At 62.2% G+C, this 25,203-nt stretch carries 26 protein-coding genes; 8 read left to right on the top strand and 18 right to left on the bottom strand.

Annotated features, from left to right (window positions below):
- The first annotated feature begins 2 nt into the window (after nt 1-2).
- Genes puhC through idi form a run of 6 tightly spaced genes read left to right on the top strand, consistent with a single transcriptional unit; the run spans nt 3 to nt 4,629 of the window.
- A complete protein-coding gene (gene puhC, locus J5J09_RS18440; protein ID WP_208553700.1) occupies nt 3-497 on the top strand; it encodes a photosynthetic complex assembly protein PuhC in 495 nt (164 codons plus the stop codon).
- Nucleotides 494-799 (top strand): hypothetical protein, encoded by a 306-nt coding sequence (locus J5J09_RS18445; protein ID WP_208553701.1) that lies wholly within the window; start codon nt 494-496, stop codon nt 797-799. The genes puhC and J5J09_RS18445 overlap by 4 nt, the downstream gene beginning before the upstream one ends.
- A gap of 56 nt (nt 800-855) precedes the next feature.
- The gene (acsF, locus tag J5J09_RS18450; RefSeq protein WP_208554438.1) at nt 856-1,905 is read left to right on the top strand and encodes a magnesium-protoporphyrin IX monomethyl ester (oxidative) cyclase; all 1,050 of its coding nucleotides are present in this window, start codon (nt 856-858) and stop codon (nt 1,903-1,905) included.
- Between the two features lie 10 nt (nt 1,906-1,915).
- Nucleotides 1,916-2,824 carry a putative photosynthetic complex assembly protein PuhE gene (gene puhE / locus J5J09_RS18455; protein WP_208553702.1) on the top strand — a complete coding sequence of 303 codons (909 nt, stop codon included), beginning with the start codon at nt 1,916-1,918 and terminating at the stop codon, nt 2,822-2,824.
- Nucleotides 2,824-4,041: a 5-aminolevulinate synthase gene (gene hemA, locus J5J09_RS18460; protein WP_208553703.1), complete on the top strand. Its 1,218-nt coding sequence runs from the start codon at nt 2,824-2,826 to the stop codon at nt 4,039-4,041. The genes puhE and hemA overlap by 1 nt, the downstream gene beginning before the upstream one ends.
- Nucleotides 4,042-4,095: 54 nt before the next feature.
- Complete coding sequence (gene idi, locus J5J09_RS18465; protein ID WP_208553704.1) at nt 4,096-4,629, top strand: isopentenyl-diphosphate delta-isomerase; 534 nt, start codon at nt 4,096-4,098, stop codon at nt 4,627-4,629.
- An 81-nt stretch (nt 4,630-4,710) separates the two neighbouring features.
- Here idi and pufC read toward each other — a convergent pair whose 3' ends face one another.
- From pufC to J5J09_RS18525, 12 genes are all read right to left on the bottom strand, one after another.
- A complete protein-coding gene (gene pufC / locus J5J09_RS18470) occupies nt 4,711-5,880 on the bottom strand; it encodes a photosynthetic reaction center cytochrome PufC (protein WP_208553705.1) in 1,170 nt (389 codons plus the stop codon).
- 12 nt (nt 5,881-5,892) lie between these two features.
- Entirely contained in the window at nt 5,893-6,795 is a 903-nt protein-coding gene (pufM, locus tag J5J09_RS18475; RefSeq protein WP_246746042.1) for a photosynthetic reaction center subunit M, read from the bottom strand.
- A 79-nt stretch (nt 6,796-6,874) separates the two neighbouring features.
- A complete protein-coding gene (gene pufL / locus J5J09_RS18480; RefSeq protein WP_208553707.1) occupies nt 6,875-7,720 on the bottom strand; it encodes a photosynthetic reaction center subunit L in 846 nt (281 codons plus the stop codon).
- A gap of 105 nt (nt 7,721-7,825) precedes the next feature.
- Nucleotides 7,826-8,020: a light-harvesting antenna LH1, alpha subunit gene (pufA, locus tag J5J09_RS18485; RefSeq protein WP_208553708.1), complete on the bottom strand. Its 195-nt coding sequence runs from the start codon at nt 8,018-8,020 to the stop codon at nt 7,826-7,828.
- Between the two features lie 12 nt (nt 8,021-8,032).
- Complete coding sequence (gene pufB, locus J5J09_RS18490) at nt 8,033-8,254, bottom strand: light-harvesting antenna LH1, beta subunit (RefSeq protein WP_208553709.1); 222 nt, start codon at nt 8,252-8,254, stop codon at nt 8,033-8,035.
- Nucleotides 8,255-8,372: 118 nt separating this feature from the next.
- Complete coding sequence (locus tag J5J09_RS18495) at nt 8,373-8,606, bottom strand: hypothetical protein (RefSeq protein WP_208553710.1); 234 nt, start codon at nt 8,604-8,606, stop codon at nt 8,373-8,375.
- A 47-nt stretch (nt 8,607-8,653) separates the two neighbouring features.
- Nucleotides 8,654-10,108 (bottom strand): chlorophyllide a reductase subunit Z, encoded by a 1,455-nt coding sequence (gene bchZ / locus J5J09_RS18500; RefSeq protein ID WP_208553711.1) that lies wholly within the window; start codon nt 10,106-10,108, stop codon nt 8,654-8,656.
- Nucleotides 10,102-11,598 carry a chlorophyllide a reductase subunit Y gene (gene bchY / locus J5J09_RS18505; RefSeq protein WP_246746043.1) on the bottom strand — a complete coding sequence of 499 codons (1,497 nt, stop codon included), beginning with the start codon at nt 11,596-11,598 and terminating at the stop codon, nt 10,102-10,104. The genes bchZ and bchY overlap by 7 nt, the downstream gene beginning before the upstream one ends.
- A gap of 102 nt (nt 11,599-11,700) precedes the next feature.
- On the bottom strand, nt 11,701-12,708 hold the full coding sequence (locus tag J5J09_RS18510) for a chlorophyllide a reductase iron protein subunit X (RefSeq protein WP_208553713.1): 1,008 nt from the start codon (nt 12,706-12,708) through the stop codon (nt 11,701-11,703).
- Entirely contained in the window at nt 12,705-13,640 is a 936-nt protein-coding gene (gene bchC, locus J5J09_RS18515; RefSeq protein WP_208553714.1) for a chlorophyll synthesis pathway protein BchC, read from the bottom strand. Before bchC ends, J5J09_RS18510 begins: the two co-directional genes overlap by 4 nt.
- Nucleotides 13,641-13,750: 110 nt before the next feature.
- Nucleotides 13,751-14,953, bottom strand: coding sequence for a methyltransferase (locus J5J09_RS18520; protein ID WP_208553715.1), 1,203 nt, complete (start codon nt 14,951-14,953; stop codon nt 13,751-13,753).
- Nucleotides 14,954-14,961: 8 nt separating this feature from the next.
- Complete coding sequence (locus J5J09_RS18525) at nt 14,962-15,831, bottom strand: polyprenyl synthetase family protein (RefSeq protein WP_208553716.1); 870 nt, start codon at nt 15,829-15,831, stop codon at nt 14,962-14,964.
- A gap of 103 nt (nt 15,832-15,934) precedes the next feature.
- On the opposite strand from J5J09_RS18525, the gene crtD reads away from it, so the two are divergent.
- Nucleotides 15,935-17,527, top strand: coding sequence for a 1-hydroxycarotenoid 3,4-desaturase CrtD (gene crtD / locus J5J09_RS18530; RefSeq protein ID WP_208553717.1), 1,593 nt, complete (start codon nt 15,935-15,937; stop codon nt 17,525-17,527).
- Nucleotides 17,410-18,369 carry a carotenoid 1,2-hydratase gene (locus J5J09_RS18535; RefSeq protein WP_210388086.1) on the top strand — a complete coding sequence of 320 codons (960 nt, stop codon included), beginning with the start codon at nt 17,410-17,412 and terminating at the stop codon, nt 18,367-18,369. The genes crtD and J5J09_RS18535 overlap by 118 nt, the downstream gene beginning before the upstream one ends.
- Here J5J09_RS18535 and J5J09_RS18540 read toward each other — a convergent pair.
- From J5J09_RS18540 to bchI, 6 genes are read right to left on the bottom strand one after another with little or no spacing between them, the layout of a single operon-like run.
- A complete protein-coding gene (locus J5J09_RS18540; RefSeq protein WP_208553718.1) occupies nt 18,366-18,518 on the bottom strand; it encodes a hypothetical protein in 153 nt (50 codons plus the stop codon). The two genes, J5J09_RS18535 and J5J09_RS18540, sit on opposite strands and share 4 nt — an antisense overlap.
- Nucleotides 18,511-19,680 (bottom strand): phytoene/squalene synthase family protein, encoded by a 1,170-nt coding sequence (locus tag J5J09_RS18545; RefSeq protein ID WP_246746016.1) that lies wholly within the window; start codon nt 19,678-19,680, stop codon nt 18,511-18,513. Before J5J09_RS18545 ends, J5J09_RS18540 begins: the two co-directional genes overlap by 8 nt.
- Nucleotides 19,680-21,239 (bottom strand): phytoene desaturase, encoded by a 1,560-nt coding sequence (locus tag J5J09_RS18550; RefSeq protein ID WP_208553719.1) that lies wholly within the window; start codon nt 21,237-21,239, stop codon nt 19,680-19,682. The genes J5J09_RS18545 and J5J09_RS18550 overlap by 1 nt, the downstream gene beginning before the upstream one ends.
- Nucleotides 21,236-22,144: an alpha/beta fold hydrolase BchO gene (gene bchO / locus J5J09_RS18555; protein ID WP_208553720.1), complete on the bottom strand. Its 909-nt coding sequence runs from the start codon at nt 22,142-22,144 to the stop codon at nt 21,236-21,238. Before bchO ends, J5J09_RS18550 begins: the two co-directional genes overlap by 4 nt.
- On the bottom strand, nt 22,141-23,997 hold the full coding sequence (locus J5J09_RS18560; protein ID WP_208553721.1) for a VWA domain-containing protein: 1,857 nt from the start codon (nt 23,995-23,997) through the stop codon (nt 22,141-22,143). The genes bchO and J5J09_RS18560 overlap by 4 nt, the downstream gene beginning before the upstream one ends.
- Entirely contained in the window at nt 23,990-25,024 is a 1,035-nt protein-coding gene (gene bchI / locus J5J09_RS18565) for a magnesium chelatase ATPase subunit I (protein ID WP_208553722.1), read from the bottom strand. The genes J5J09_RS18560 and bchI overlap by 8 nt, the downstream gene beginning before the upstream one ends.
- Nucleotides 25,025-25,203: the final 179 nt, after the last annotated feature.

The raw sequence follows: 25,203 nt of genomic DNA on the forward strand, positions 1-25,203 counted from the left end.
TCATGCGATCCGCGCTCAGCCTCGGCTATCTCGATGGACGGAGAGCAAAGGGCACGAACAGTCTGCCCACTTGGTTGTTTATCTCGGTCGTCGTGCTCCTCGTCTTCTCGGCCGGCGCGGTCCTGTTTGGCCAGGCGACGGGTCTTGGACTGGTGAAACAGGAGGCGGGGCGTCCGGTTGCCGTCCGCGACGTCATCATCAGCCGCGGGTCCGGCGATATCGTCGTTGTCACGGATGCGGTGAGTGGCGAGATGATCGCATCCTATCCGCAGGATGCCGGTGGCTTCGTTCGGGGATCGCTACGGGCTTTCGAGCGGATGCGTCAGGTGGCGGCGATGCCGGCCGATGCCGCCTATCGCATCATCAAATGGGACACCGGTCGCATCAGCCTTTCCGACACCGCAACCGGAGAACGCATCTATCTCGAGGCATTCGGTCGGGACAACGCCGCCGCATTTGCTGCACTGCTTGATACCCAAGGAGGCACACGGCCATGAATCCGTTATTCTCTCTGATGCGCCGGCGCGAAGTCGTCGACTGCACTGTCGAGATCAACAATACCTTCGAGGCGCTCGGCGCGCATCTGCGCTTCGACAACGGCATCGTCGTCCATCCGGGCGACGAGGTGCTGGTGCACGGGGCGCCGGTCTCGATCCCCTACGGTTCGACACAGAATTTCCGCCGCAAGGCGACGATCACGCGTGCCGGCGCACTCGAACGCGCCTGGATTCGCGCCACCGGCGATCTCGACATGATGGAATTGTGCGAGTTCAGCTTCACCGAGAGGGCACTGTCATGAACAATCATGTTTCCCCCGGCGATCTTGCCGATCACGAGCAGACGGTCGAGGAGCGGATGGCCGGCGTCAATGACACGACGCGCAGCGCGTTGGTCTCGACCATGCTCGCCCCCCGATTCTACACGACGGATTTCGAGGAGATGGACCGGATCAATGTCGAGCCGGTGCGGGCAGAATGGGACGTGTTGATCGCGCAGATGAAAAGCGATCCGAACCGTGGCCACTTCAAGCGCAACGAGGCGTGGGAAGACATCGATATCGATGCGCTGCCTGATGATCTGCGCGAAGAGTTCATCGATTTTCTCGTCTCCTCGCTCACCTCGGAGTTCTCGGGCTGCGTTCTCTACAAGGAGATGAAGCGGCGCGGCAAAAACCAGGAGATTTGCGAGCTCTTCGGCTACATGAGCCGCGATGAATCCCGCCATGCCGGCTTCATCAACGATGCGCTGAAGGATTTCGGAATCGGCGTGAACATGGGCTTCCTGGCGAAGGCGAAGAAGTACACCTTCTTCAAGCCCAAGTTCATCTACTATGCCACCTATCTCTCCGAAAAGATCGGCTATGCCCGCTACATCACAATCTTCCGGCATCTCGAAAAACACCCCGAGAAGCGATTCCATCCGATTTTCAAGTGGTTCCGCGAGTGGTGCAATGACGAGTTCTCGCATGGAGAAGCCTTCTCGCTGATCATCCGTTCCGACAAGCGGTTGATGGAGGGTGTGAACAAATACTGGATCAAGTTCTTCCTGCTAGCCGTCTTCGCGACCATGTATGTGCGCGATCACATGCGGCCGGCCTTCCACAAGGGGCTCGGCGTCGACATCGACGACTACGACATGAAGGTCTTCCGCCTCACCTCCGAAATCTCGCGGCAGTGCTTTCCCCTCGTCCTGGATCTCGACAATCCCGCGATGCGTGAGGGCTTCCGCCGCATGGAGCGGATCAACAGGAAAATGCAAGCCGCCGGTGCGCGCGGGGGTCTAGCGGGGCGGGTCGGCAAGGCCTTCTGGTCAGGCGCCGCTGCTGTGAATTTCGTCAGGATGTACATGATCCCGACGAAATCGAACGCCATTCCGGCGACGTCTCGCCTGCAACCGGTCTGGTAAGGGGCGTTCCATGACACTGACGCACCCGCTCGCCGTCGTTCTCGTCGCCATATCCGTGTGGTGGCTTTCGACCGGGCTGGTGCTTGCTCTGGTGAACCGCTCCGGCACGACCGGCCGGTATTTCGCCATGATGTCGATGATGACCGTGGTCGGCCTTGGTGGTTTTGCGTTGATGGTCCATGGCAGCGGCGAACAGACGCCGCTCGGTTCCTATGCCGGGTTCTTTGGCGCGCTGTTGGTGTGGGCCTGGCACGAGGCTGCTTTTCTGACTGGGTTGGTGACCGGGCGTCGGCGGGAGTGCCCGCCAGGCGTTTCCGGGGTCGCGCGGTTCAAGGCCGCGTGGGACGCCGTGCGTGACCACGAGATCGCCATATTGCTCACGGCGCTCTTGCTCTGGACAGTCCTGGCTGATGCTCCCAACCAATTCGGCCTTGCCTCGTTCGGTCTCCTCTGGGGCATGCGCATTTCCGCCAAGCTGGTCATCTTTCTCGGTGCCCCACATGCGGTCAGCGACCTGATGCCGAAGGGGATCGTGCATCTGAAGAGCTACTTCAAGACGGACCGGTTGACCCCGCTGTTTCCATTGTTTCTGGCGGTCGCCGGCAGTCTTTTCGTCATGCTCGTCGTCGGCGCGTCGCGGGCCACGCAGGGCCATTCGATCGTGGGTCATACGCTGCTCGCAACATTCATGGCGCTGGCGATCGTCGAACATCTGGTCCTGGTGCTGCCTGTCTCCGACACAGCGCTCTGGCGATGGGCCATGGCCAGGCAGGATCGGGCAAAATTGGCGGTTTGTACGCCGGTGGATGGTACCGCCGCCTTCGGGGTGCCGGGAATGAAGGAGGGGGTACCGGTATCCATGCAACACCCCTCCTGGACAACAATTGGACATGACACGATCGGGAAGAGGAAAGACTGATGGATGTTCTTCAGCACATGCAAGAGGCGCTGACGGGCCTGCATAATGCCGGCAATTATCGCGTCTTCGCGGATCTCGAACGCCATTGCGCGGCCTTCCCAAAAGCGTCCTTCCATCATGACGATGGCACAAAGCGGGACGTGACCGTCTGGTGCTCCAACGACTATCTCGGCATGGGCCAGAACCCGCTTGTCACCGATCGCATGGTTGAAGTGATCCGCAAGTGCGGTGCCGGCGCTGGCGGCACGCGCAACATCTCCGGCACCAATCACTATCATGTGCTTCTCGAGAAGGAACTCGCGGACCTGCACGGCAAGGAAGGTGCGCTGATCTTCACCTCAGGTTATGTGTCGAATTGGGCAGCGCTCGGCACGCTGCTATCGAAGATCCCTGGTATCATCTGCTACTCCGACGCCCTCAATCATGCCTCCATGATCGAAGGGATTCGCCATTCACGATGCACCAAGCGGCAGTTCCGCCACAACGACTGGAGGCATCTGCGCGAACTGATGGCGGCCGACGATCCGGCAGCGCCAAAGCTCGTCGCCTTCGAAAGCGTCTACTCGATGGACGGCGATATTTCGCCGATCCGGGAGATTTGCGACGTCGCGGACCAGTTCGGGGCGATGACCTATCTCGATGAGGTGCATGCGGTCGGCATGTACGGGCCGCGCGGCGGGGGTGTCGCGGAGCGGGAAGGTTTGATGGACCGGCTGACGGTTATCGAGGGGACCCTGGGCAAGGCTTTCGGCGTGATGGGTGGCTACATCACCGGACCTGCCGTCCTCGTCGACTTCGTCCGCTCGTTTGCATCAGGTTTCATCTTCACGACCGCGATCCCGCCTGCGCTTGCAGCTGGAGCGACTGCGTCGATCCGCCACCTGAAGGAAAGCAGCCTCGAGCGCCATATGCATCAGGTGGCCGTTGCGAAGGTGCGGCGGGCGCTCGACGTTCGCGGCATCCCGCATATGCACAATCCGAGCCACATCGTGCCGGTGATGGTGGGCAACGCGGCCAAATGCAAATGGATATCGGATGTCCTGCTCGACGACTTCGGCATTTACGTGCAGCCGATCAATTATCCGACCGTTGCTGTCGGCAAGGAAAGGCTGCGCATCACGCCCACGCCGCTGCACAGCGACGGTGATATCGAACACCTGGCCGAGGCGCTCTGTTCACTCTGGTCCAAGTGCGCGCTGGCTCGGGCCGTTGCCTGACAGGCTTTCAGGCGTTATGCGCTCGGACCGCAGGAGCAGTATGGAACACGTGAGATGAGCGACAACACCCTAATACCGGCGATTGCGGGCGACGGCTCGCTGTATCCGATCGACAAGATGAAGGCTCACGTCGACGGGCTGCTGCATCTTGCCGTTTCGGCGTTCGTATTCGATGGCGACCTTTTGCTCATCCAGAAACGTGCCGCCACCAAATACCATTGTCCGGGACAGTGGGCCAACACCTGCTGCACGCATCCGCATTGGAACGAGACGCTTGAACATTGCGTGGAACGTCGTCTCGTCGAAGAGCTCGGTTTCACCACTCCACTCATCCGTCACCAGACCGTCGAGTACGCGGCGGAGGTCGGGTCGGGGCTTCGGGAGCATGAGCGCGTGACGCTCTTCAGTGCCCAGGTCGACCGCAAGACTTTGCGGGTTGAGCCGGTTGCAAGCGAGGTGGAGGCAGTCCGCTGGATCTCGCAGACGCAGTTACTGAGGGAGGTTTATGAGCAACCCTCTTTATTCACGCCCTGGTTCCGGATCTACCTCCAGCGATTTCCCGGGCTCAGCTTTGCGCAGGCGGCCTAAAACGCTTCCCCACATATCCTGGTAAAAAGAAAGGGGAGCCCGAGAGCTCCCCTTCCTCGTGCGGCCTGCCTTGGGAGGCCGTCAGTTGTTCGCCGGGTCGGTGGTGGCCGGCAGGTCGGCTGCGGCCTGCTGGTTGGGAGCTGCCGCCGGCACTGCGCTGCTTTGCTGCGCCGGCGCCATCCGCTGTGTCGTTCCCGGCTGGTATGTCGTGAAATCGGGAACGTCCGTCGGCCCCTTCTTCGCAAGCGAGTCCACATAGTCCTTCAGCATGGACACGCCATAGAGCGGTTTCTGCACACCGGCATGGCAGGTAGCGCAACCGACCTTGAAGACATCCCCTTGAGGTCCCTTGCGGATATCCGGGAAGACCGGCGTCAGTCCGACCATGTAGTTGGCGTTGATGTCGCGCGCCATGCGGATACCGTGCCATGCGGTGACGCGCTGGGGCGGGCTCTGGTCCCAGTCATTGAAGGCACGGGAATTGTGGCAGGTGACGCAATTCACACCGAGAGATTCCGACATGTGCATCATCAGCGACCACGTGGCTTCCGTTTCCTTCGTGCCGGCGAGATTGGTTCCGGTGGGAAGGGCGGTCGTGGAGTGAACACGGATCTGAGCGTCCCCGAGCAGATAGTCCTTGAGGACATTTTGCGGCAGCGATGAATTGCCGCCGAAGCGAGCGACCACATTCTGTCCCTGACGGTTCTGGGTCATGTTGCCGGCCGGCTTCGGTTCCTGGTCTTCGTACCAATAGTTGGCGGGAATCCCTTGGCCGCGGTGGCATGTATAGCACGTGACGCCGACCTGACCGACATGGGCATTCCAGTCGACGTTGACCGCCTGGGTCATTTGTATCATGCGGCGGGCGACGACCTTCTGGTAGACTTCATCGGACGCCAGGTTCTCGGGGTTGTGACAGTAGTTGCATCCCGCTTCAGGCGCGATCCATTCGGTGATCGAGGCCATGAACTGGTTGAACTGGTCATCGGACAGATCCCGCAGGACCTGTACGTTCTCATAGATATCGCCGGCCCTGTCACCGGCTGGATCAGCTTCCCATGGCGCTGCGGGGACGACATTCGCAAGCTTCAGCGCCTCCTGCGTTTCCATGTCGCTATGATGGTTCATGCCGGTGCCGCGATAACCGATCTGCACGGTTTCAACCGGCGGCGCGTCCCAGCCGGCGCCGACGAAGCTCGCGATCGTCAGCAAGGCTCCTGCGGAGGCGGCAAATGGAATCCAGAGTCTCATTGTCCTTCTCCCTTATAGCGCCGGATCGACCACATCCGGCCACAAGGTCGGAAGTGGGGATACGAGCCCATGGTTGACGCCCCAGAGGTACCAGTTGTCGACGACCGTGCCGGTGAGCAGGATGCCGATGCCACCTGTCAGCGGGGTCAGGATGGCGAACCACCAGGCCCAGCGATGGACGGATTCCATGGTGGCGTTAAAGCCCATGGTCCAGCGCCAGAAGAGGGCCGCGCGTTCCGATGCCGTGCCGCGGTCGGTGATCTGCTCCAGCTCCCGCTCGCCGCCGTATTTGCCAACGGCGAGGATCGTTGCGCCATGCATGGCGAACAACAGTACGGAGCCGTAGAGAAAGACGATCGAGAGGCAGTGGAACGGGTTGTAGTAGAGGTTGCCGTAGCGGATCGACAGCGCCGCCGTCCAATCGAGGTGCGGGAAGATGCCAAATGGCACGGCTTCGGAAAAATTACCCATCAGCAGCGGCCGGATGAAGCCGAGCACAAGGAAGAGCCAGATTGCCGATGCAAACGCCCAAGCGACGTGCGTGCCGAGTTCGAGCTGCCGCGCGCGACGATAGACGCGCACCCACCAGAGAAGAACCGACAGGGTCAGGAAGAAGCCGGCCATCAGCCACCAGCCGCCTTCGGCCAGTGGCGGAAGAACCTTCAGTCCATATTTTGCCGGTGGTGGTTCCAGCCCGAGCCAGAAGAGCTGCCTTACGAACTGGATCGGATCCCAGCCGACGGACGCCAACATGTTGAGGCCGATGATCTCGAAGCCGATGAAGCCGAAAACCAGCGACAGCGTACCGAGATAACCGAGATAGATCGGGCCGATCTGCGCGTTGCCGATCATCCCGAACAAGCGGACAAAGAATGGCTCTCCCGTCCGCGGGCTGTCGCCACGCGGTAGCGGCATGCCTTCTTCGGCCGGTCCGCTGATCTGTATCGGCGTGATGATGTTTTGATACTGTGCAAAGAACATTGTCCGGTCCCCCTCAGTTCCAGATCGGTAGCTCGAGCCACCAGTTCCACCACTGGGGCCAGCCTTTGTTCCAGAAGGGACCGCTGATCACGATACAGACGGCGCTCCAGAACCCGGCGTTGAGCGCAAGGATCAGGCCCAGCCGATGGATGCCGAGCGTGCCGATCGAGTAACCGATGATGTCGCGGAAGAAGGTGTCTTCATACTCCGGCGTCTTGACCTCCGCCTGCTTGCCGGCTTCGTCGATCGACGCGCCCGGGTTCGCCGCCGAGAGAATGAGGCCGCCGTGCAGCGCCAGCGCCAGCGTCGTCGTGAAGAAGAACGACACGGCAATCATGTGGGCCGGGTTATAGTGGAAGTGGAGATACTGGTAGCCGACATTCGACACCCAGTCGAGGTGACTGAAAATGCCGTAGGGAAAGCCGTTGCCCCAGGCGCCAAGCAACAGGGGGCGTATGACCACAAGGGTGGTGTAGGCGAGGATCGCGAAGGAGAACGCGAAAGGCACGTGATAGCCGATACCCAGTTTGCGGCATATCTCCACCTCTCTCAGGGCCCAGGAGATGAAGGCCCCCAGCGCACAGACCGTGATGATCTGCCAGAGCCCGCCTTCCTTCAGGGGCGCGAGCGCGAGACCGTAGGACAAGTCAGGCGGAGCAATCGAGATCTGCCAGATGTTCCATGTTGGGCCAATCGCCGCGCCGTATATGATGAGCGCCGTGCCAAGAGAGGCAAAGAAGGCGGTCGTTACGCCGAAGAAGCCGACATAGAAGGGACCGACCCAGAAGTCGAACAGATCGCCGCCGATCAGCGTTCCGCCTCGCACGCGATATTTGCGTTCAAAACTCAGCAGCGCCATTTTCGTATCCTCCAGGGGTGGTCAGCCGGTTGGCGATGTCCGTGCGTAAGAGATTGGCGGCGGGCGGGATCGTTGAACCGATCGCGCCCGCTGCCGGTTCGAGCTTCAGCCGACAAGCTGATCCGCGTCCCATGAGATGGAGTGCTCGATCGCACTGGTCCGGAGGGGTTTGCCCTCGAGCCAGTTGAACCGCTCCGTGCTCAACAGGATGAAGTGGATCAGGATTGCGAGCGTGAACAGGAATACAGACAGTGCGACCAGCGCCTTGCGCGGATCGAACATGAGCCAGATTCTCCACATGTTGCGCTCTCCTTATGCCAGCATCGGCAGAAGCGCTTGGGCCGTCTGGTTGATGCTCTCCAGGGAGACATAACCTTCCGGCCCTGGAATCCAGGGACGCCACATCCAAACCAGGATATGCGCGACGATCGCAATCGCCGTGAATATCATGAAGCCTTGGATGAAGAACCCATGGACCTCCCGAGCTTCGCTTTCGGTCAGACCCGAAAGTGAAACATTTGATGTTTCAGCCATCAAACTCACCTCCTAGTCTCGAACGCCGCGGCACCCCCGCGGCGGGGTTCCGGCAAAGCCGCCCGAACGGCATCACCGGGTTTTTTGCCGGTGTCGAGAACACCGGCAAACCAGGAGGTCACGCGTGGAACGCGTAACCGACAGCCGCGTAGGCGGCCGAGCGGGCTTCAGCAAAGACCGACTGCTCCGGCCGTGTGGATCCCGCCGTGAAATGGAGAGCGATCCGGTGGCTCGTCGCCGCGATCAGGCAAAGCGGATATGAGATCAGGAACAGTTGCCGCATCAGCGCGCGCTCCGACTGCCTGTCTCTCAGCGCGTGCGATGGCGCCGAATACTTATTGGTGGGAAGCATGCTGTCACCTCCTTGCCGTCCCCCGGACGGGCCTGTGAATGTCGTCTTCATGCGTATGCTCCCGTCGCCGTTCGCGACGCGTGTTCCAGATGCCGGGTTTCGACCTCGGACGCGTTCTCACGGCGCGCCTCACGCTCCGCGGCATCGCGAAGGCGTTTGGCGGCGGAAATGCGGACCAGTACGGGTTCGTCGTTGATGCGCCGATCCAGCAGTGACTGGGCGTCCAGCGACCACGGCAGTTCGCCGGCTCGACGCGTCGTCGTAGGCTCTATTGCATCGAGCTCGCCTGCCTTCGGCAGGATCTCGAAAAGCATATCGAAGAGTGCGTTGCAGACTTCCTGTATGAGCCAGGCGGCGCCCGAATAGCCCATGACCGGCGTTCCGATATGGCGGCGCACGATGGCGCCGGGGTAGGACAACTGGACAAACTTGCCGCGGGCACCGCGCTCGGCCATGTACATGCGTTCGTTGAACGAGCCGAACATGATCATCGGCGGCTTGTTGCCGACAAGGTCGATGACCGCTGCGTTGTCGGTCTTCGTGCCTGGCTTGCGGGGCACCGCGAAGGTGCAGGGAAGCCCCATTTCCTCCTCAAGGAAATTGCGCACGCCGCGCACATAAGTCTCGTTGGCGACGATGGCGAAGCTCGCGGTCGCGAAGAAGTCCTGGGTAACGGAGCGCCAGAGATCCCAGAGCGGCTTCAGCGTCGTGTGCTTTTCTCTGGTGATGAAGGGTTCCGGATCGAGCCCCAGCATACCCCCGAGCTCGCGCAGGAACGCGGTCGTCGAATGGATGCCGATTGGTGCCTGCAAGTAGGGGCGATCCAGCGTCTCGCAGAGCAGGCGGCCAAATTCGCGGTAGAGGCAGATGTTTACATCTGCGTCGGCGAGCTTGCGCACGTCCTCAATATGACTTCCCAACGGGAAGATCATGTTGATCTCGGCACCGATGCCTTCCACCAGGCGGCGAATCTCCGCGAGGTCGGAGGGCATGTTGTAGGTGCCGTAGATCGGGCCGATGATGTTGACTCGGGGCTTTGCGCCCTCGGCGCGCCGGCGCGGCGCCGGAACCTTGCCACCCTTCGGTCCAAATTCGGTCCAGAGCCACTTCAGCGCGCGGTCCGCGCTCTGCCACTGGTCTTCGTCGATGGTGCGCGGCAGGAAGCGGACGATGTTGGAGCCCTCAGGCGTCACGCCGCCACCGATCATTTCGGCGATCGAACCGGTGACGACGACCGCCGGCAGGTCCGGATCGAGGGCCAGGCGGGCCCGTTTCATCGCGCCTTCGGTTCCATGCTGGCCGAGTTCATCCTCTGACAGGCCGGAAACGACGATCGGCAGTTCGTGTGGCGGAAGCGCGTCGGTGTAATGCAGCACCGAGGTGACCGGGAGGTTTTCACAGCCGACCGGGCCATCGATGATGACCTGCAGGCCCTTGATCGCCGTGAAGGCATAGACGCTGCCCCAGTAGCCGCCGGCTCTATCGTGGTCGAGGATCAGCATCCGACACTATCTCCGTTATCGACGGCGTTGCGGGACTGCTTAACCTTGGCTGCATACTTCTTGCGGTAGGCGCTGCGATCCTGGGGAACCTCCTGCCAGACACCGGCGGTGTCTCCGCTGCCGACACCCTCGAAGAATGCGTTCATCGCGATGAACCGGTCCTTGTTTGCAATGGCGGCATTGATGACCGAGGGCAGCGAGCCCGGACCGGCCGGTCCCATGAGCGGGCGAGCGGAAATCAGGTTGGTGAAGTAGAGCGCCGGTGTCGCGGCCTCCTTGGCCTTCTGCACGACCGGCGTCGTGCCGATCGCCAGATCGGGGCGGAATTCCTCAAAGGCGGCGATGTCCTGCTCGAGCGAGGCGCGGAAGCAGAGGGTTACGCCACGGGCTTCGAGCCAGTCGGCGTCCTCACCGTTGTAGGGGGTCCGGGGACAGGCGGTGCCGACATAGCGCAGATCGGCGCCAAGCTCGACCAGCAGTCGTCCAACAATGAGCTCGGAGCCTTCGTAGCCGGAGAGAGTAATGCGCCCTTTGATGCGGTTTGCGGCAAGCCCGGCGGAGATTGCGGCGCGCATGGCGTTGCGGGTGGCGTCGATGCGGGCCTGCGGCACGGAACAGTTCCGTCCTATGGCGGAGAGCCAGGCGTCCGTGCCGTCCAGGCCGATCGGGGCCGAGCCGACGATGCTGCGGCCGGCGGCAGTAAACTCGCGGAAGGTCGCCGTGTAGAACGGGTGGATCGCGGCCACCGTCGCGCAGTCGAGGGCCGCATAAAGATCGCGCCACTCACGCACGGGAACCGTCGGCCCAACCGCCAGTCCCATCGGCTCCAGCATGCCCCCGATGACGATCGGGTCCGCCGGGAACATCTCGCCGACAAGGGTCACAGTCGGCTTGTCCTTCAGACCGCCACGGGGGCGCTGCACGGGCCCGGCTTCCGCTTCCTGCCGGGCATAGGCCAGCATGGCGGCCGACAGCACATCCTTGGCCTCCGCATGGGTGGGCACGCCGAAGCCCGGTACGTCGATGCCAACGATACGCACGCCATCGATTTCGCGCGGCAGCATCTTCAGGGGGACGCCCGATGCTGTCGGAACACAGAGGTTGGTTACGATTACCGCATCATATTTTTCCGGGTCGGCCATCTGATGCACGGCCTCCACGATGTCCTCGTAGAGCTTGCCGGTGACCAGCGTCTCCGAGCTGAACGGAACGTAGCCGACCGAGCGCTTTGCACCATAGAAATGCGAGGTGAAGGTCAGGCCGTAGACGCAGCAGGCTGAACCCGACAGGATGGTGCCGACGCGGCGCATGCGCAGACCGACGCGCAAGGAACCAAATGCCGGGCACATCGATTGCGGCTGGTCGTGCGGTCCCTTGGGATAGTCCGCCTCGAAGCGATCCATCAAGTCGCCCTGGCCGGCCGCTCGCGCAGCGGCTTTGGACAGTTCGACGCCGCCATGGCAGCCGATGCCGGACGCATCGGCTGCCATGGCGTCTGCAAAGAACGCGGTGTCAGTTCCGGCGGTGGCGGACCGGCCGGTTTCTTCTGCCTCGAATTCCTTGCGAAGATCGTCCATCTGTTCGTCTCGCTCTCACACGTTGTCGTAGACGACTTCCAGCGACGGCCGGGTCAGGGCGCCCGCGGCGCACATGTCTTCCGGCAGGGCTGGCTGGAGCTTGTAGTCGGCGCCGGTTTCGCTTGCGTCGAAGAGGCCAAGAAGGCCGTCTTGATCGAGCGGTCGGGGGAGAACTGGCGGGGCTTCAGCGAGATTGATGGAGAGCGCCTCGAACAGGGGGCCCCATTGGCTGTCGTGGGTTCCGATGATCTGGTAGTTGGCGCTTTTGCGTCTGATATCCTCGTGCTGCGGGATCGAGGCCAATACCGGGATGCCGACGGCTTCCGCGAAGGCCTGCGCCTCTCCGGTGCCGTCGTCCTTGTTGATGACGAGGCCGGCGACGCCGACATTGCCGCCGAGGTTACGGAAGTATTTGACCGCCGAGCAGACATTGTTGGCGACATAAAGCGATTGCAGATCGTTGGAGCCGACGACGACCACCTTCTGGCACATGTCGCGGGCGATCGGCAGGCCGAAGCCACCGCAGACGACATCACCGAGGAAGTCCAAGAGGACGTAGTCGAAGTCCCAGTCGTGGAAGCCAAGCTTCTCGAGCGTCTCGAAGCCGTGGATAATGCCGCGGCCACCACAGCCACGGCCGACTTCAGGTCCACCGAGTTCCATCGCGAAGACGCCGTCGCGCTTGAAGCAGACGTCGGAGATCGAGACCTCCTGGCCTGCTTCCTTGCGGCGCGAGGCCGTCTGGATGATCGTCGGGCAGGCGCGGCCGCCGAAAAGCAGCGATGTCGTGTCGCTCTTCGGATCACAGCCGATCAGCAACACCTTTTTGCCCAGCTGGGCCAGCATGTAGGAGAGATTAGCGAGCGTGAAGCTCTTGCCGATGCCGCCCTTGCCGTAGATCGCGATGATCTGCGTTTCCTTGGTGACCTTGCCAGTTGCCGGCGCATCGGGTTCGATGGCGGCTTCTTCGCGAAGGTTCTCCTGCAGGCGCTCCAGTCCGTCCTGTGCGAGGTCGAGGCTCATGCGGCTTTCCTCCAGTCGATGATCATTTTCAGGCAATTTGGATCGTTGAACGCGGTCCGATAGGCGAGCGGCACTTGGCCCGGAGATGCTCGATGGGTCACAAGACCCTTGAGCGAGAGACGACCCGAGTTGGCGAGATCGATCACGGCAACAACGTCTTCTGGTCGAAATTCGGCGGCTATGGATAGCGTGAGTTCCCGCATGAAAGCCGGAGCGAATGCGCAGCTGATCCGGTCTCCGTAAAATCCTGCGAGGACGAGTTCGGCCGGCCGGTTGAGCCGGGCGACAACCCGGTCGATCACTGCGGGGTCGCCGCTGGCATCGATAGCCGTATCATAGCGTGTTTCGGTGTCGTCAGCCGGATCGACGACCGCGTAGCCGTCGCTGCAATCCCTGCGCGATGCCGCAATCTCCCAGACGACCGGTGACGGATGACCGAGGGCCATTACAACCCGCGCGATCAGACGTCCCAGGACGCCATGACCGATGACCAGGCCCACCGCACCCTTCGCGCGGCGGACGGCATGATGCGCCGTTGCTGCCAGCGCCAGAAGAACGGCGTCCTCATCAAGTGCGCCCACATCGTAGACCCGGTTTGCCGGCACCACCAGGCGGGAAGCCGTGGCGCCGAACAGGCCTGCCGCGTCGGGAAAACAGCTTGAGCCGGGGACAAACACCTTCGTGCCAATCTTGAGCCGCGACCCGGCGCCAGCCTCAACGACGCGGGCAACCGATTCATAGCCCGGCACCAGCGGGTAACCCATCCCGGGGAAGGCTGGCATCGTGCCTTCGAAAAGCATCTTTTCGGTGCCGGTGGATACGCCGCTGACCAGTGTTTCGACCACCACGTCATCTTGGGCCGGCGCACAGAGTGTCAGCTGCCGCAAGGCTACTTCTCCGGGTCTTTCGAAAACGACGGCTGACGCGTCCATGGCGTGCCTCCCAGCACAGGATCGCCTGATCCCTAATGTGTCATCTTAATTTGACATATCTGACTGTCAATTAATATTTACACTCTTCGACAGGTTAGGCCCGTATCGTGTTACCGCACAGCGGTCACAAGCGTTGCGATCAAAGGGTTTGGTGATGAAATTGTCCGTATCGCCGCAAACCCGGCCTTTGCCAGCAATTTGGAAATCTCCTGGTCGCTACGGCATCGCCCGGACCCCATGGCGAGAAAATAGATGCTGAAATAGGCAGAGGAGAGTCGGGCCCCCTCCGAGGAACCCGCCATCGCTTCGGCAACGATCACTCTGGTGTTCGGCCGCAGCGACCGGTGCAGATTTCCCAGGATGGCAGCGACGCGCGCGTCATCGTGATCGCACAGCACGCGAATGAGCGTGACGCAATCCGCCTCGGCGGGAATGTCGTCCTTCACAAAGTCGCCGCCATGAACACGGCTTCGCGCTGCCAGCCCCAAGGTCGCAAGATGATGGCGCGCGCGCTCGGCGACCGACGGCAGATCGAAAAGCCTGAGATCGAGCTCAGGGTGCGCGGCGGCAGCCGCCGCCAGGAAAGCGCCATCCCCGCCGCCAATGTCGAGCAGGATGCGGACCTGGCCAAAATCGTAACTGGCCAGGATGCAATCCGACATCATCGTCTGGCTTTCGCGCATCAAGGTCGAATAGTCGGCAGTCGAGGCGGCGTCGAGATTGCCCGGTTCGGCGCCCCGCACATAGGCCCAATAGCGCCGCAGTTCCGTCTCCTCGTGGTCCGGGGTCAGCAATTGCTGGGGCTCGATCAGGTCGCGGTAAAGCATCTCGTGATGAAGGATCATGGCGGCAAGGCCACGGTCGGCCGCGACGACGACGCCGGCATCGTCTAGAATCCAAAGATCGGTTGCGACCTCCCTGACAATGCCGAGATCGGCATTGACTCGCAGCAGGGTGCGAAGTCGGTCGTGAGGCAGGTTCATGGCGGTGGCGAGGCTTTCGCTCGTGAGGGCCTTGTCCACCAGCCTGTCATAGAGGCCGGTCCTCACGCCGGTCAGCAGAACCTGCGAAAAGATGAAGCCGCCTGTCAGCCGGAACAGCGCGTTTGCTTTGCGATTGGATATCTGACGCAGTATCGGAAGACGCGCGATATTTCGTCTGAAGGCGCGTGAGGCGATTAGCCGATTACGCCACAGGCGAAGGCGGGCGCCGAACGGCAGTGCTTCGTGCTGATGCGTCGAGGCCGCCTCCTGATTACGCGTTCGCCACCTTTGCGAGATGCTGGTTTTATCCTGTCCGGCGGGGTTTGCCATCGGCGCGCCTAGGCGGCGCTTGCGGCAAGTTTCTTCGGCATCAATCGCGTCGCCTCATTGCGGATCATCGCCCGGAATGCATCGCGTCCGGGGCAGTCCGGGACGCTGTCTGCAGCGGAGTCGACCATTGTGCGCAGATGCTTCAAGGCGCCCTCGATTCCGAGGCGAATGGCGATGTTCGGCTTTGCGTTTCTGGCATCCTGGCCAACCGGCTTGCCCATGCTGCCGCCCTCGCCGATCACATCATAGAGGTCGTCGGCCACCTGATACGCAGAGCCCAGTGCGTCGGCCAATGGCAGCCAATCCTGGGGGCTTCCGCCAGATGCCAAGGCTCCTGTCGAAACGGCACCAGCGAAGAGCGAGGCCGTCTTGGCACGATGATACTGATCGATATTGATCTCGGCTTCGCTTTCCCAGGCCTGCCCGGCGACCAGTCCGTAAGGCGACCCAACCGCTTTGGCAATCGTGGCGATGAGGGGCGCGGTCAGTCGGGGTGCGTGCATGGTCTCGCGCGCGACCGTTTCGAAGGCCGCCACGATCAGACCGTCGCCGACCAGAAGTGCGATTTCTTCCCCGAATTCCGCATGCACCGAGGCTTGTCCGCGTCGGGTGGCGGCGTTGTCGAAGCAGGGCATGTCGTCGTGAACCAGGGATGCGCAGTGCAGAAGCTCGATCGCGGTGGCGGCGGCGTCGGCCGCTTGCGGATCGCTGTCGCCGCAGGCGGTAGCAACAGCGAGGCAGAGCTTTGGCCTGATGCGAGCGCCTCCCGGAAAGACCGCGTGGCGAATGGCTTTGGCAAAAAGCGGCGGGCATCCATTCGCCGTGGCAAAGCGAAGCGACAATTGCATTCCGGCTTCAATACGCTCGGGCAAATCCATGGGAAACCTCCTCCCAAACTGGATCGTCAATGAAAGTTGACTATCCTATGTGTAAAGATAAATTGACACATGAATTTCGAATGTCAATCTGGAAGGACAGTTCGTGCCCGACCATGCAGAGGAGACGGTTGTCATCGTCGGCGCCGGCATCGGCGGACTTTCCGCCGCGCTGGTCCTTGCCTGCGCCGGCCTTCGCGTGGTGGTGGTCGAGACTTCCGATGCGCCGGGCGGGAAGTTGCGGCAGGTGAAAACATCCGGGAGGACATTTGACGCTGGCCCCACCGTTCTGACGATGAAATGGGTTTTTGACGATCTACTTTCCCGCTGCGACACGTCGCTCGGCGATGAACTTGACCTTGCGCGTGCCGACGTCATTGCGCGCCACTTCTGGCAGGGAGGGGAGTGCCTCGATCTCTTTTCCGATCGCGCGGAATGCCGTCGCGCCATCGCAGATTTCGCGGGCATGCGCGAGGCGGAGGGGTTCAGCCGTTTCGCTGATGACAGCGCCCGTGTCTATCAGTTGCTGGAGCGAAGCTTTATCGATGCGACACGTCCAAACCCGCTGTCGCTTTCGAGCCGTATCGGCCTTCATCGGCCAGCGTCGCTTTTGGCGCTGAAACCGTTTTCGTCTCTCTGGGCCGCACTGGGAGGCTACTTCAACGACATTCGCCTCAGGCAATTGTTTGCCCGCTACGCCACCTACTGTGGCTCCTCGCCTTTCCTGTCGCCGGCCACACTCATGCTGGTGGCGCATGTCGAACAGGCGGGGGTCTGGATCGTCAATGGCGGGATACATGCCTTAGCGCTTTGTCTCATGCGGATCGCGAGCGATCTGGGCGTGGCGTTTCATTTCGGGGAAAGCGTCGCGCGAATAGAGAGGGATGCATCTGGGCGGGCGGTGACTGGCGTTATAACCGATCGCCAACGGCATCTGGCATCTCATCACGTCATCTATAACGGCGATGTGGCGGCGCTCCCGCAGCTGACGGGCGGCATAGGAAAGCCTCGCACTCCGCCCGAGCGCTCGCTTTCGGCGCTGGTGGCTTGCGGCGCGCTCGTGCCGCAAGGCGTGCCGCTCCGCCACCACACCGTTTTCTTCGCAGATGACTACGAGCAGGAATTCAACGCGATCTTCCGGCACCAAAGGCGGCCGGCCGATCCTACGGTCTACGTCTGTGCCCAGGACCGATCCGCCGACGGGAGGCATGATCCGCGCGTCGACAACGGTCCGGAGCGTCTCTACTTCCTCATGAACATGCCGGCGGATGGCGATCGCCGACGTTACGACGAAAGAGAGGTTGAACAATGCCTGACGTCGATGGAACGTCGCCTGGCCCGGAACGGGCTACAGATAGATCTCGACCCGGCGAAGCTCTCGACGACGGCGCCGGATCAGTTCAATCGGCTCTATCCCGCAACCGGCGGAGCACTCTACGGCATGGCATCGCACGGGTGGATGGCTTCCTTTCAGCGCCCGACGGCGAATACGCCCCTGAAGGGGCTGTACCTGGCGGGCGGCAGCGTGCATCCCGGGCCGGGGGTGCCGATGGCCGCCCTTTCGGGCAAGATCGCGGCGGAATGCCTGCTGGCGGACAGGGTTTCGCACGGCCGGTCCCGCCCGGTGGCTATCACTGGTGGTATGCCGACGCGATCAGCGATTGCGGCCGCTTCGCCTTCACGGTCATCGCCTTCGTAGGCTCGGTGTTTTCGCCTTACTACCACTGGTCCGGCCGCCGCCGCCCGGAGAACCATGTCGCTTTCAACATCGCGCTCTATGCGCCCGGACGAAATTTCTGGGCGATGACGGAACGTGGTGTGACGAGCCTGACTCGGGACGCGAAGCGCCTGACAATCGGCGACAGCAGCATGGAGATGGCAGATGGGCGGCTGTCGATCCGCTTCAACGAGACGGCCCTGCCATGGCCGGGGCAGCGGGCTTGGCCAACGCCGATCTCCGGCTCGATCGACATCATGTCCAAAAGCGTATGTGGGGAGGTATTCTCGCTCGACGAGGCCGGGCATCATTTCTGGTCGCCGCGCATGGCCAAGGCGTCCGCGTCCATTGCCTGTTCCGCTCTGCCTGGCGGTGGATGGCGGGGCAGGGCTTATCATGACATGAACTTCGGCGATCGGCCTGTCGAAGAGGATTTCATTGGCTGGGACTGGGCGCGCGGCAGCGAAAGCCCAGAGGACGACACCGTCATTCTCTATGATGCGCTGTTGCGCGGCGGCGGACGGAAGCGACTTGCGCTTCAAACGGACGGGCAGGAACTGCGCCGGATCGGGATGCCGCACCGCCGCAATCTGCCGAGGGGATTCTGGGGCGTGCGTTGCGGTGTTCCATGCGATGATGACAGGAGTGCCGTGATCACACGTCGACTTGAAGATTCGCCGTTTTACATGCGGTCGATCGTCGACACGGTGGTGAATGGCAGGAGGCTGCACATGGTGCATGAAACGCTCGATTGCGTGAGGCTTGGAAATCCCCTGGTCCGGCTGATGCTGCCGTTCCGCATGCCGCGCCGGACAGGGCGCTAGGCGCCTTCATCCTTGCCGGGGTCTTTTCCTTGAGGTGTCTTGTCCTCGCGATCGTATTTGCGAAGGTCGCGCATCTGCCAGATGTAGAAGGCGATGGCCAGGCCGAAGACGAAGGCCGCTTCGACGAGGCCGTAATGATTCTCAAGCAAGTCGACCCGCCCTTTCCCATCGCTCAAGACGGCGCAATCTGCGATCCTCGCGACTTCGTCTCTGGAGCTCGATCATGATCGAGGTGAACCGTTCCACTCTCGCTGAGGCATTTGGCGATGACCTCTGCCCCCCTTGGGACGGAGCGGCTGCATCGGCGGCCATAGCGACGAGCCGCGCGACGCTCGCATCGATTGTCGACGCGTTCGTGTCCGTAGCGGCAAGCGCTATCGGTCTTGCAGCTTTCATCATCAGGATGAGCTTGCGCGGCAGCGTTGTCCGTGCCCGAGACGAGACCGTGTCATAGCCGTTTGCCACGATGGTGCGGCCGATGTCCTGATAGATCAGGGCGGCAGTCCGGATCGCGTGGCGGCAGTCAACGGGCAGGTGCTCGATTCCTGCGTGGGCAAGGGCATAGTGGCGGTCGGCTTCGGCGAGCAATCGCTTTATAACCTCGGCCAGTTGGCGAGAAAAACAGGGTGCGCGCAAGAAGGCATCGGCATGCAGACCCACCTCGTCCAGCCATTCCAGCGGCAGGTAGAGCCGGCCGTTGCGGGCATCCTCGCCAACATCGCGGGCAATGTTGGTCAGTTGCATGGCAAGGCCCAGATCGGCCGCCCTTGCCAATGTCCAACTATCCTTGGCGCCCATGACGAGCGACATCATCAGTCCGACGGTCGCGGCGACGCCAGCCGCATAGTCCTTCACCTCTTCGATCGTTCGGTAATGCCGGTCCTCTACATCCATGGCAAACCCGTCCAGGAGCGCCGCCGGTATGCCCTTCGGGATGCGATGGTCGTGCACGAGGCGGGCAAAGGCCCGATCGCAGGCGTGATCAGAGGGCCTACCCTCATAGATGTGGTCAAGCCGCTGACGCAGCCGCTTCAGCGCATCGGGCCTGCGCCCCGTGTCGTCGATGATGTCGTCCGAATGACGACAGAAGGCGTAGAGCGCATGCGCAGCCCGCCGCGTCTGGCGCGGCAAGATGAGCGAGGCGATATGGAATGATTTCGACCCGCGCCGGATCGACGCGGTGCACGACTGCAGATCGGTCTCGTCGCCTGTGAAGCCATAATTCAGAATGGCTGATCGACTGCGGAAAGGCCGCGCCAAGGCCTCATCATCGCGCTCGGTCGCCGCCATTCCAAATGCCGTCTCGGTCATCAGCTTATCCTCGAGGGGGCTCGGCCAACGTATGCGGATGGATCCGGCACAAGCTCGGACACGATGCGGGCCGACGAGACAACGCCGGGCAGGCCAGCGCCGGGATGGGTGCCGGCACCGCAGAGATAGAGGTTGTCGAGTTCCTCACTGCGGTTGTGCGGCCTGAACCACGCGCTCTGAAGAAGCTTGGGCTCGAGAGCGAAGGCAGCGCCCTGCCATGACTGCAGCCTGTCACGGAAATCAATCGGCGTGGCTATCCGCGACGTGACGATGTGCTTGCTCAGGTTTGGCAGCACCGTGTTTTCCAGACGCTTCTCGATCCGCCTCCGGTATACTTCGGCCATCTCGTCCCAGTTGGTCGAACCGCCAAGATTGGGAACGGGGCTGAGCACATAGAACGCATCGCATCCATCGGGCGCGACCGTCGGATCGACCGCGCTCGGCCGGTGCAGGTAGAGGCTGAAGTCTTCGGCAAGGTGCTGGCGGTGGAATATGTCGCTCAGCAGCGGGCGATAGCGCGGCCCGAACAGCATCGTATGGTGATAGACATCATCGTAACGCCTGTCGGTTCCGAAATACCAGACGAAAAGGCCCATGGAGTAATCTCCGCGGCCGATCTTGGCGTCGGTCCAGCGGCGGCGCGGATGATCCTTGAGCATCTTGGCGTAGAGGGTGGCCGGGTCCGCGTTGGAGACCACGATATCCGCCGCCACGGTTTCGCCGGAGGAAAGCCGGACTGCGGTCGCCCGCCGTCCCTCGGTCACAATCGTCTCGACACTTTCGCCGAGCCGGATCGTACCTCCGTTTCGCCGCACGAGATTGGCTATGCCGTCGACCAGGGCATTGGTCCCGCTCATGGCATAGTGCACGCCATAGCGGCTCTCCAGATGGGCAATCAGGCAGTAGAAGGAGGTGGCCGAAAAGGGATTGCCGCCGATCAGCAATGGATGAAAGGAGAAGATCGTCCTGAGCTTTTCGTTGCGGAAATGCCGGGCGACAACCGAGTAGACCGAACGATACCCGCCCAGCCTCACGAGACCCGCAAGCGTTCGCGCCGTAAAGGCGAGGCTGTGGAAAGGCTGGTCGGCCAATTGTTCGAAGGCGACCTCGTAGATCCTGCGGCTTTCGTCCATGAAGCCACGATAGCCGGCAACATCGCGAGGTTCGAAGCGGGCTACCTCCGCTTCCATCGCGGCCTTGTCGCCGGAATAGTCAAACCAGGTGCCGTCGTCGAACCGGATTCGGTAGAATGGATCGCAGGCCCTGAGTTCGACATCGTCCTGCATCCGGCCGCCGCAATCGCGCCAAAGCTCTTCGAACAGCCAGGGTGCTGTAATGATCGTGGGCCCGGCATCAAAGACGAAGCCATCCTGACGGTGGGCGTAGGCGCGTCCGCCGGGTGCGTCGAGCGGATCGAAGATCGTGACGCGGTAGCCGCGCGCGGCCAGAAGCGCGCCAGACGAAAGACCGCCGACCCCGGCGCCTATTACCACCGCGTGCGGCCGCGACGGGTCGTGGTTTATTGAGTCCGGTCGTGGAAAGCGTTCTGCGACATTCATGCTGCATCGACCCCTTGGCATCGTCGCGGTTCCACGGCATCCAAGATCACCTGGCATACGAAGCCGGGATCGCGCTCATGCAGCAGATGACCGCCATGATCCGATATGGCGAGCCGCGCGTTTCTTGCGATTTTGGCCGCATGCTCCGAATTGCGGATCGGAACCATCGGGTCGTCCCTGCTGGCAATCAACGTCGCCGGTGCCGAGAGCTCTTGCAGCATTCCGTCAAAACGGGTCAGGTCCCATGCGGCCATCATGCCGAGTGCTCCGCGTACATGGCCAGGGGATGCGAGAAGCCGCCGGTAGAGTGCGGCGCCGAAGGCGTCTATCTGGGAACCCGTTGCCGACAGAAGGTTGCCGCCGAGGGGCGTGCTGCGTGCGAGCAGCGAGAACATCGAGGCTGAAAACGGATTGGCAAATAGCAGTTTTGCCATGGGGGAAAACAACCGGTCGCCGCGGATGGGAAGGAAGGCGCCGTTGATCCCGACGACAGTTGGCTGTGTGTCGGACCGCGTCGTCGTTGCGAGCGACACGGCTATCGCTGCGCCCGCGGAATGGCCGATAACCGCGGCGGGTTTAAAGGCGAGAGTGGTGAGCAGCGCTGTGAGCGAGCGCGTCATGCCGGGAAGGGAAAGATCGGCGGTGGCGTAAGGACGGGTAAAGCCATGGCAGGGCAGATCGACCGCAACGACACGATAACGCTCTGCCAGGCGTGGCAAGACGTGCCGCCAGGAATGGGTCGATGCGCCGGTGCCATGCAGGAGGAGAAGGCCGGGATTTTCCGTCGGACCCATCATCTGTACGTGCCACCTGAAGCCAGCAGCCTCGACGAACCGGCTGGCCGAGTGGTTCGGCCAGTCCCGTCCGTCCCGCTCCCAGTCCAGCCATGTCTCACTGATCGTCATGTCCGTGCCGCCTCCATCGAGGCATTCACGAGACCGGACATCCGGGCCGAATCCGCCTGGCGTAGAATATGCAATTCGGCACCGAGCTGTCCCGCCAGAAGCGTGACGCTTTCACGCGGTCGTCGAGCGATGTCGATACAGATCGACGGTATTCCCTCCGTCCGGCAAAGACCTGCGAGGTGCCCGGTCTGCCGCGAAGCGAGCAATCTGTCGGGCGTGCCGTCAAGCGCGACGTTACCGCTGCCGTCGGTCATGACGACCAGTACAGGCGTGTTGCCCCGCCGTCGTTCCGCGAGAGCAAGCCCCAACCCCTTTTCAAGACCGGAGGCAAGCGGCGTAGGACCGCCGCCTGGCAGGGCCGCGAGCTTGCGCTTGGCGGCAACCAGCGAGCGTGTCGGTGGCATGACGATCTCCGCGCTTGTTCCACGAAAGGCGATCAGCGCCACCTCGTCGCGTCGGATGTAGCATCTGGCGAGCAGCTGCTCGATCGCCCCCTTTGTTTCGCCCAGCCGTTCAAGCGCCGTCGAGCCCGAGGCGTCGACGACGAAGATCGCTGTCGAGGGGTTATGGTGTTGCCGCCGCCGGTAGCGAAAATCCTCCTTGCGGATCAGCAATCTCCTGGGCAGCCCTGCGTCTTTCAGCTCGGCCCCGTCCTCATGTCTTGATCCTTGGTTCAGAAGATGAGCCCGGATCACCTGCCAAGGCGCTGCTGCCCTCAGCGTGCCGACGATATCAGGTCTTGCATCCGGATAGGGCTGGTTGCGGCTTTCCCCGTAAGGTCGGCCGCGCCGCGCATTCTTCGATCGGCTTCCGGCCTTGCCGGCGCGATTGCCATTTCGGGTCGGGCGCGCGACACTGGCAAGAGACAGGCCCTCGATCGTTCCGCGTTCCACCGCCGCCAGCACTTCCGTCAGGCTATCGAGTGCGGCCGCCGGAGGTTCGCGCTCGGTCTCATGAGGTGCTGTCGAATCGGCATTGCCTGCCGCCTGATCTGGCGTGTGCTCGCTGCCTGGGGGTTCGATCTCGCTGCGTCCTTCGCTCTCAACCAGTCGGATACCGAGGCAAAGCCTCAATGCAACCAGTCCATCCTTGGCATTGACCTCGTTGCGCCCGGCTTTCGCGGCGAGGATGCGGCTGGTCTTCAGCAGGTGCAGGAGCGTTCGTAACGAGGCGTGGCCGGCGGAAACGGCGATCGCGGAAAGTTGCCCCGCCAGATCATCGCTGACCGTCACGACTCGCCAATCGTCGGACAGCCAGTTTCCGTCGATCGGCGGCGTCTCCAAAACGGTCCGCCAGGTTATGCCGTCGAGGTTCACATGCAGGCCAAGACGATCAGCCAACGCCGCGGGTGGCCGCTCTTCCGGTTCCGCCGCTTCATCGAGCGCCACAATCGCGAACGATGCAGGAACCGGTGCATCATTGTCATGGGTCACGCGAAGGGTCGGGCAAAACCCGGTGTCCATCGCTTCGGCAATGATCGCGGCTGGCCCGGCCTCCAGGCGTTCAGCCATCGGAACGATCAGAACACCGTCGTTGGCCGCGGCCAGGATGCCGCGATCCCAGACCAGTCGGCCCTGTCTCGTCGTTGCAGCAAGATCGAGGTGGCCGCACAGCATGCTTGCGGAAGCGCCAACGGGAAGGCGCAGGAACGGGATGCTATCCCGCATGAGCGATCGCAAGTGATCGAGAAAGCGATCGCGGACACCGCCGGCGCGCGCCGTCAGCCATAGGCCGCCAAGATCGTGACCGCCGACCGCAAAAATCTCGGCCGCCAGAAGGGCGTCGCGCCATCGGTCTTCGCTATGCCGAAGCATGGCTTCATGAAGACCGTCCTCGGCGCCGACGTCACGCATGAGCGTATCCGCTTTCGAGGGAGGCCAGTGCCCGCTCAATTCTCGGCGTGCTTCCTGCGTCGTCCAATGGATCGCGGCGCAATCGGTGGCAGAGAACCATCGGTGCGATCGCCTCGACATCCGCCCAGGTGATCGCCGAGCGGCCGTCCAGCGCTGCGGCAGCGCGACCGGCGCGCATCAAGGTCAGTTCACCGCGCATTCCATCGATGCCGAGCCGCATGCACAGCTGCGACATCCGCGACAGGACAGCTTCCGGGATTTCTACCTGCCGAAGCATCTTTCTGGCCGCGACGACGCGATTTCGGATCGCGGCTTCGCGTTTCCCCCATTCCGCGGCAAAGGCGGCGGGGTCTGTTTCATAGGCGTCGCGGCGTCGGATGACTTCGATGCGCATCGAAAGGTCGTTGATGGTTCGGACATCGACGGCGAGGCCGAAGCGATCCAGCAGCTGTGGCCTGAGGTCACCCTCTTCAGGATTGCCGCTCCCGACGAGAACGAAACGGGCGGAATGGCGAACGCTCAGTCCCTCACGCTCGACGACATTGACACCCGACGCTGCCGCATCGAGCAGGAGGTCCACGAGGTGATCCTCGAGAAGGTTGATTTCATCGATATAGAGAAAGCCGCGATTGGCAGCGGCGAGCAGACCGGGCTCGAAGGCCTTTTCCCCGGCAACGAGGGCCTTCTCTATGTCCAGCGAACCACACACCCTGTCCTCGGTCGCACCGAGCGGCAGGTCGACCATCGGTGTGCGGATCTTGATGGAGGGCGGCTTGTGTTTTCCTTCGCCTCGGCAATGGCGACAGGCTTCCTGTGGCTCTCCCGGCAGGCAGTTGTAGCGGCAGCCCTGGCGCGTTTCGATTTTCGGAAGAAGCTCTGCCAGCGCGCGTACGGCGGTCGACTTGCCCGTGCCGCGGTCGCCAAAAATCAGCACGCCGCCAAGCATCGGCTCAACTGCCGCCATCAACAGAGCGTTCTTCATATCCTCCTGGCCAACGATGGCTGCAAATGGAAACGGCAGTGTCATGGAAACCGTCCTCTCTTGGAGTGTCAATTTATATTGACACTTATCGGGCCATGTTTGAAGGGGTTTATTGACACTTTGTGTGGAGCTGCTGCGATTAGGCCGCCCGACATGCCTGGAGCGCCCGGCGGGATGAAGACACCATGGCCATGATCGGCGGTGCCCGTTGACGTGCAAACCTG

The sequence above is a fragment of the Ciceribacter sp. L1K22 genome (assembly GCF_017599385.1).
GTDB lineage: Bacteria > Pseudomonadota > Alphaproteobacteria > Rhizobiales > Rhizobiaceae > Allorhizobium.

Coding starts and splice junctions, on each gene's coding strand:
- idi (WP_208553704.1), top strand. CDS start 4,096: ATGAGCGACAACACCCTAATACCGGCGATTGCGGGCGACGGCTCGCTG.
- bchI (WP_208553722.1), bottom strand. CDS start 25,024: ATGACACTGCCGTTTCCATTTGCAGCCATCGTTGGCCAGGAGGATATG.
- J5J09_RS18520 (WP_208553715.1), bottom strand. CDS start 14,953: ATGGCAAACCCCGCCGGACAGGATAAAACCAGCATCTCGCAAAGGTGG.
- J5J09_RS18545 (WP_246746016.1), bottom strand. CDS start 19,680: ATGACCGAGACGGCATTTGGAATGGCGGCGACCGAGCGCGATGATGAG.
- J5J09_RS18550 (WP_208553719.1), bottom strand. CDS start 21,239: ATGAATGTCGCAGAACGCTTTCCACGACCGGACTCAATAAACCACGAC.
- J5J09_RS18535 (WP_210388086.1), top strand. CDS start 17,410: ATGCCTGCTGGCGGACAGGGTTTCGCACGGCCGGTCCCGCCCGGTGGC.
- J5J09_RS18510 (WP_208553713.1), bottom strand. CDS start 12,708: ATGAGCCTCGACCTCGCACAGGACGGACTGGAGCGCCTGCAGGAGAAC.
- pufA (WP_208553708.1), bottom strand. CDS start 8,020: ATGTGGAGAATCTGGCTCATGTTCGATCCGCGCAAGGCGCTGGTCGCA.
- bchC (WP_208553714.1), bottom strand. CDS start 13,640: ATGGACGCGTCAGCCGTCGTTTTCGAAAGACCCGGAGAAGTAGCCTTG.
- puhC (WP_208553700.1), top strand. CDS start 3: ATGCGATCCGCGCTCAGCCTCGGCTATCTCGATGGACGGAGAGCAAAG.
- bchO (WP_208553720.1), bottom strand. CDS start 22,144: ATGACGATCAGTGAGACATGGCTGGACTGGGAGCGGGACGGACGGGAC.
- J5J09_RS18445 (WP_208553701.1), top strand. CDS start 494: ATGAATCCGTTATTCTCTCTGATGCGCCGGCGCGAAGTCGTCGACTGC.
- pufM (WP_246746042.1), bottom strand. CDS start 6,795: ATGCCGCTACCGCGTGGCGACAGCCCGCGGACGGGAGAGCCATTCTTT.
- pufC (WP_208553705.1), bottom strand. CDS start 5,880: ATGAGACTCTGGATTCCATTTGCCGCCTCCGCAGGAGCCTTGCTGACG.
- J5J09_RS18560 (WP_208553721.1), bottom strand. CDS start 23,997: ATGCGTGACGTCGGCGCCGAGGACGGTCTTCATGAAGCCATGCTTCGG.
- hemA (WP_208553703.1), top strand. CDS start 2,824: ATGGATGTTCTTCAGCACATGCAAGAGGCGCTGACGGGCCTGCATAAT.
- puhE (WP_208553702.1), top strand. CDS start 1,916: ATGACACTGACGCACCCGCTCGCCGTCGTTCTCGTCGCCATATCCGTG.
- acsF (WP_208554438.1), top strand. CDS start 856: ATGGCCGGCGTCAATGACACGACGCGCAGCGCGTTGGTCTCGACCATG.
- bchY (WP_246746043.1), bottom strand. CDS start 11,598: ATGGCAGCCGATGCGTCCGGCATCGGCTGCCATGGCGGCGTCGAACTG.
- pufB (WP_208553709.1), bottom strand. CDS start 8,254: ATGGCTGAAACATCAAATGTTTCACTTTCGGGTCTGACCGAAAGCGAA.
- J5J09_RS18525 (WP_208553716.1), bottom strand. CDS start 15,831: ATGGATTTGCCCGAGCGTATTGAAGCCGGAATGCAATTGTCGCTTCGC.
- bchZ (WP_208553711.1), bottom strand. CDS start 10,108: ATGCTGATCCTCGACCACGATAGAGCCGGCGGCTACTGGGGCAGCGTC.
- J5J09_RS18495 (WP_208553710.1), bottom strand. CDS start 8,606: ATGCTTCCCACCAATAAGTATTCGGCGCCATCGCACGCGCTGAGAGAC.
- pufL (WP_208553707.1), bottom strand. CDS start 7,720: ATGGCGCTGCTGAGTTTTGAACGCAAATATCGCGTGCGAGGCGGAACG.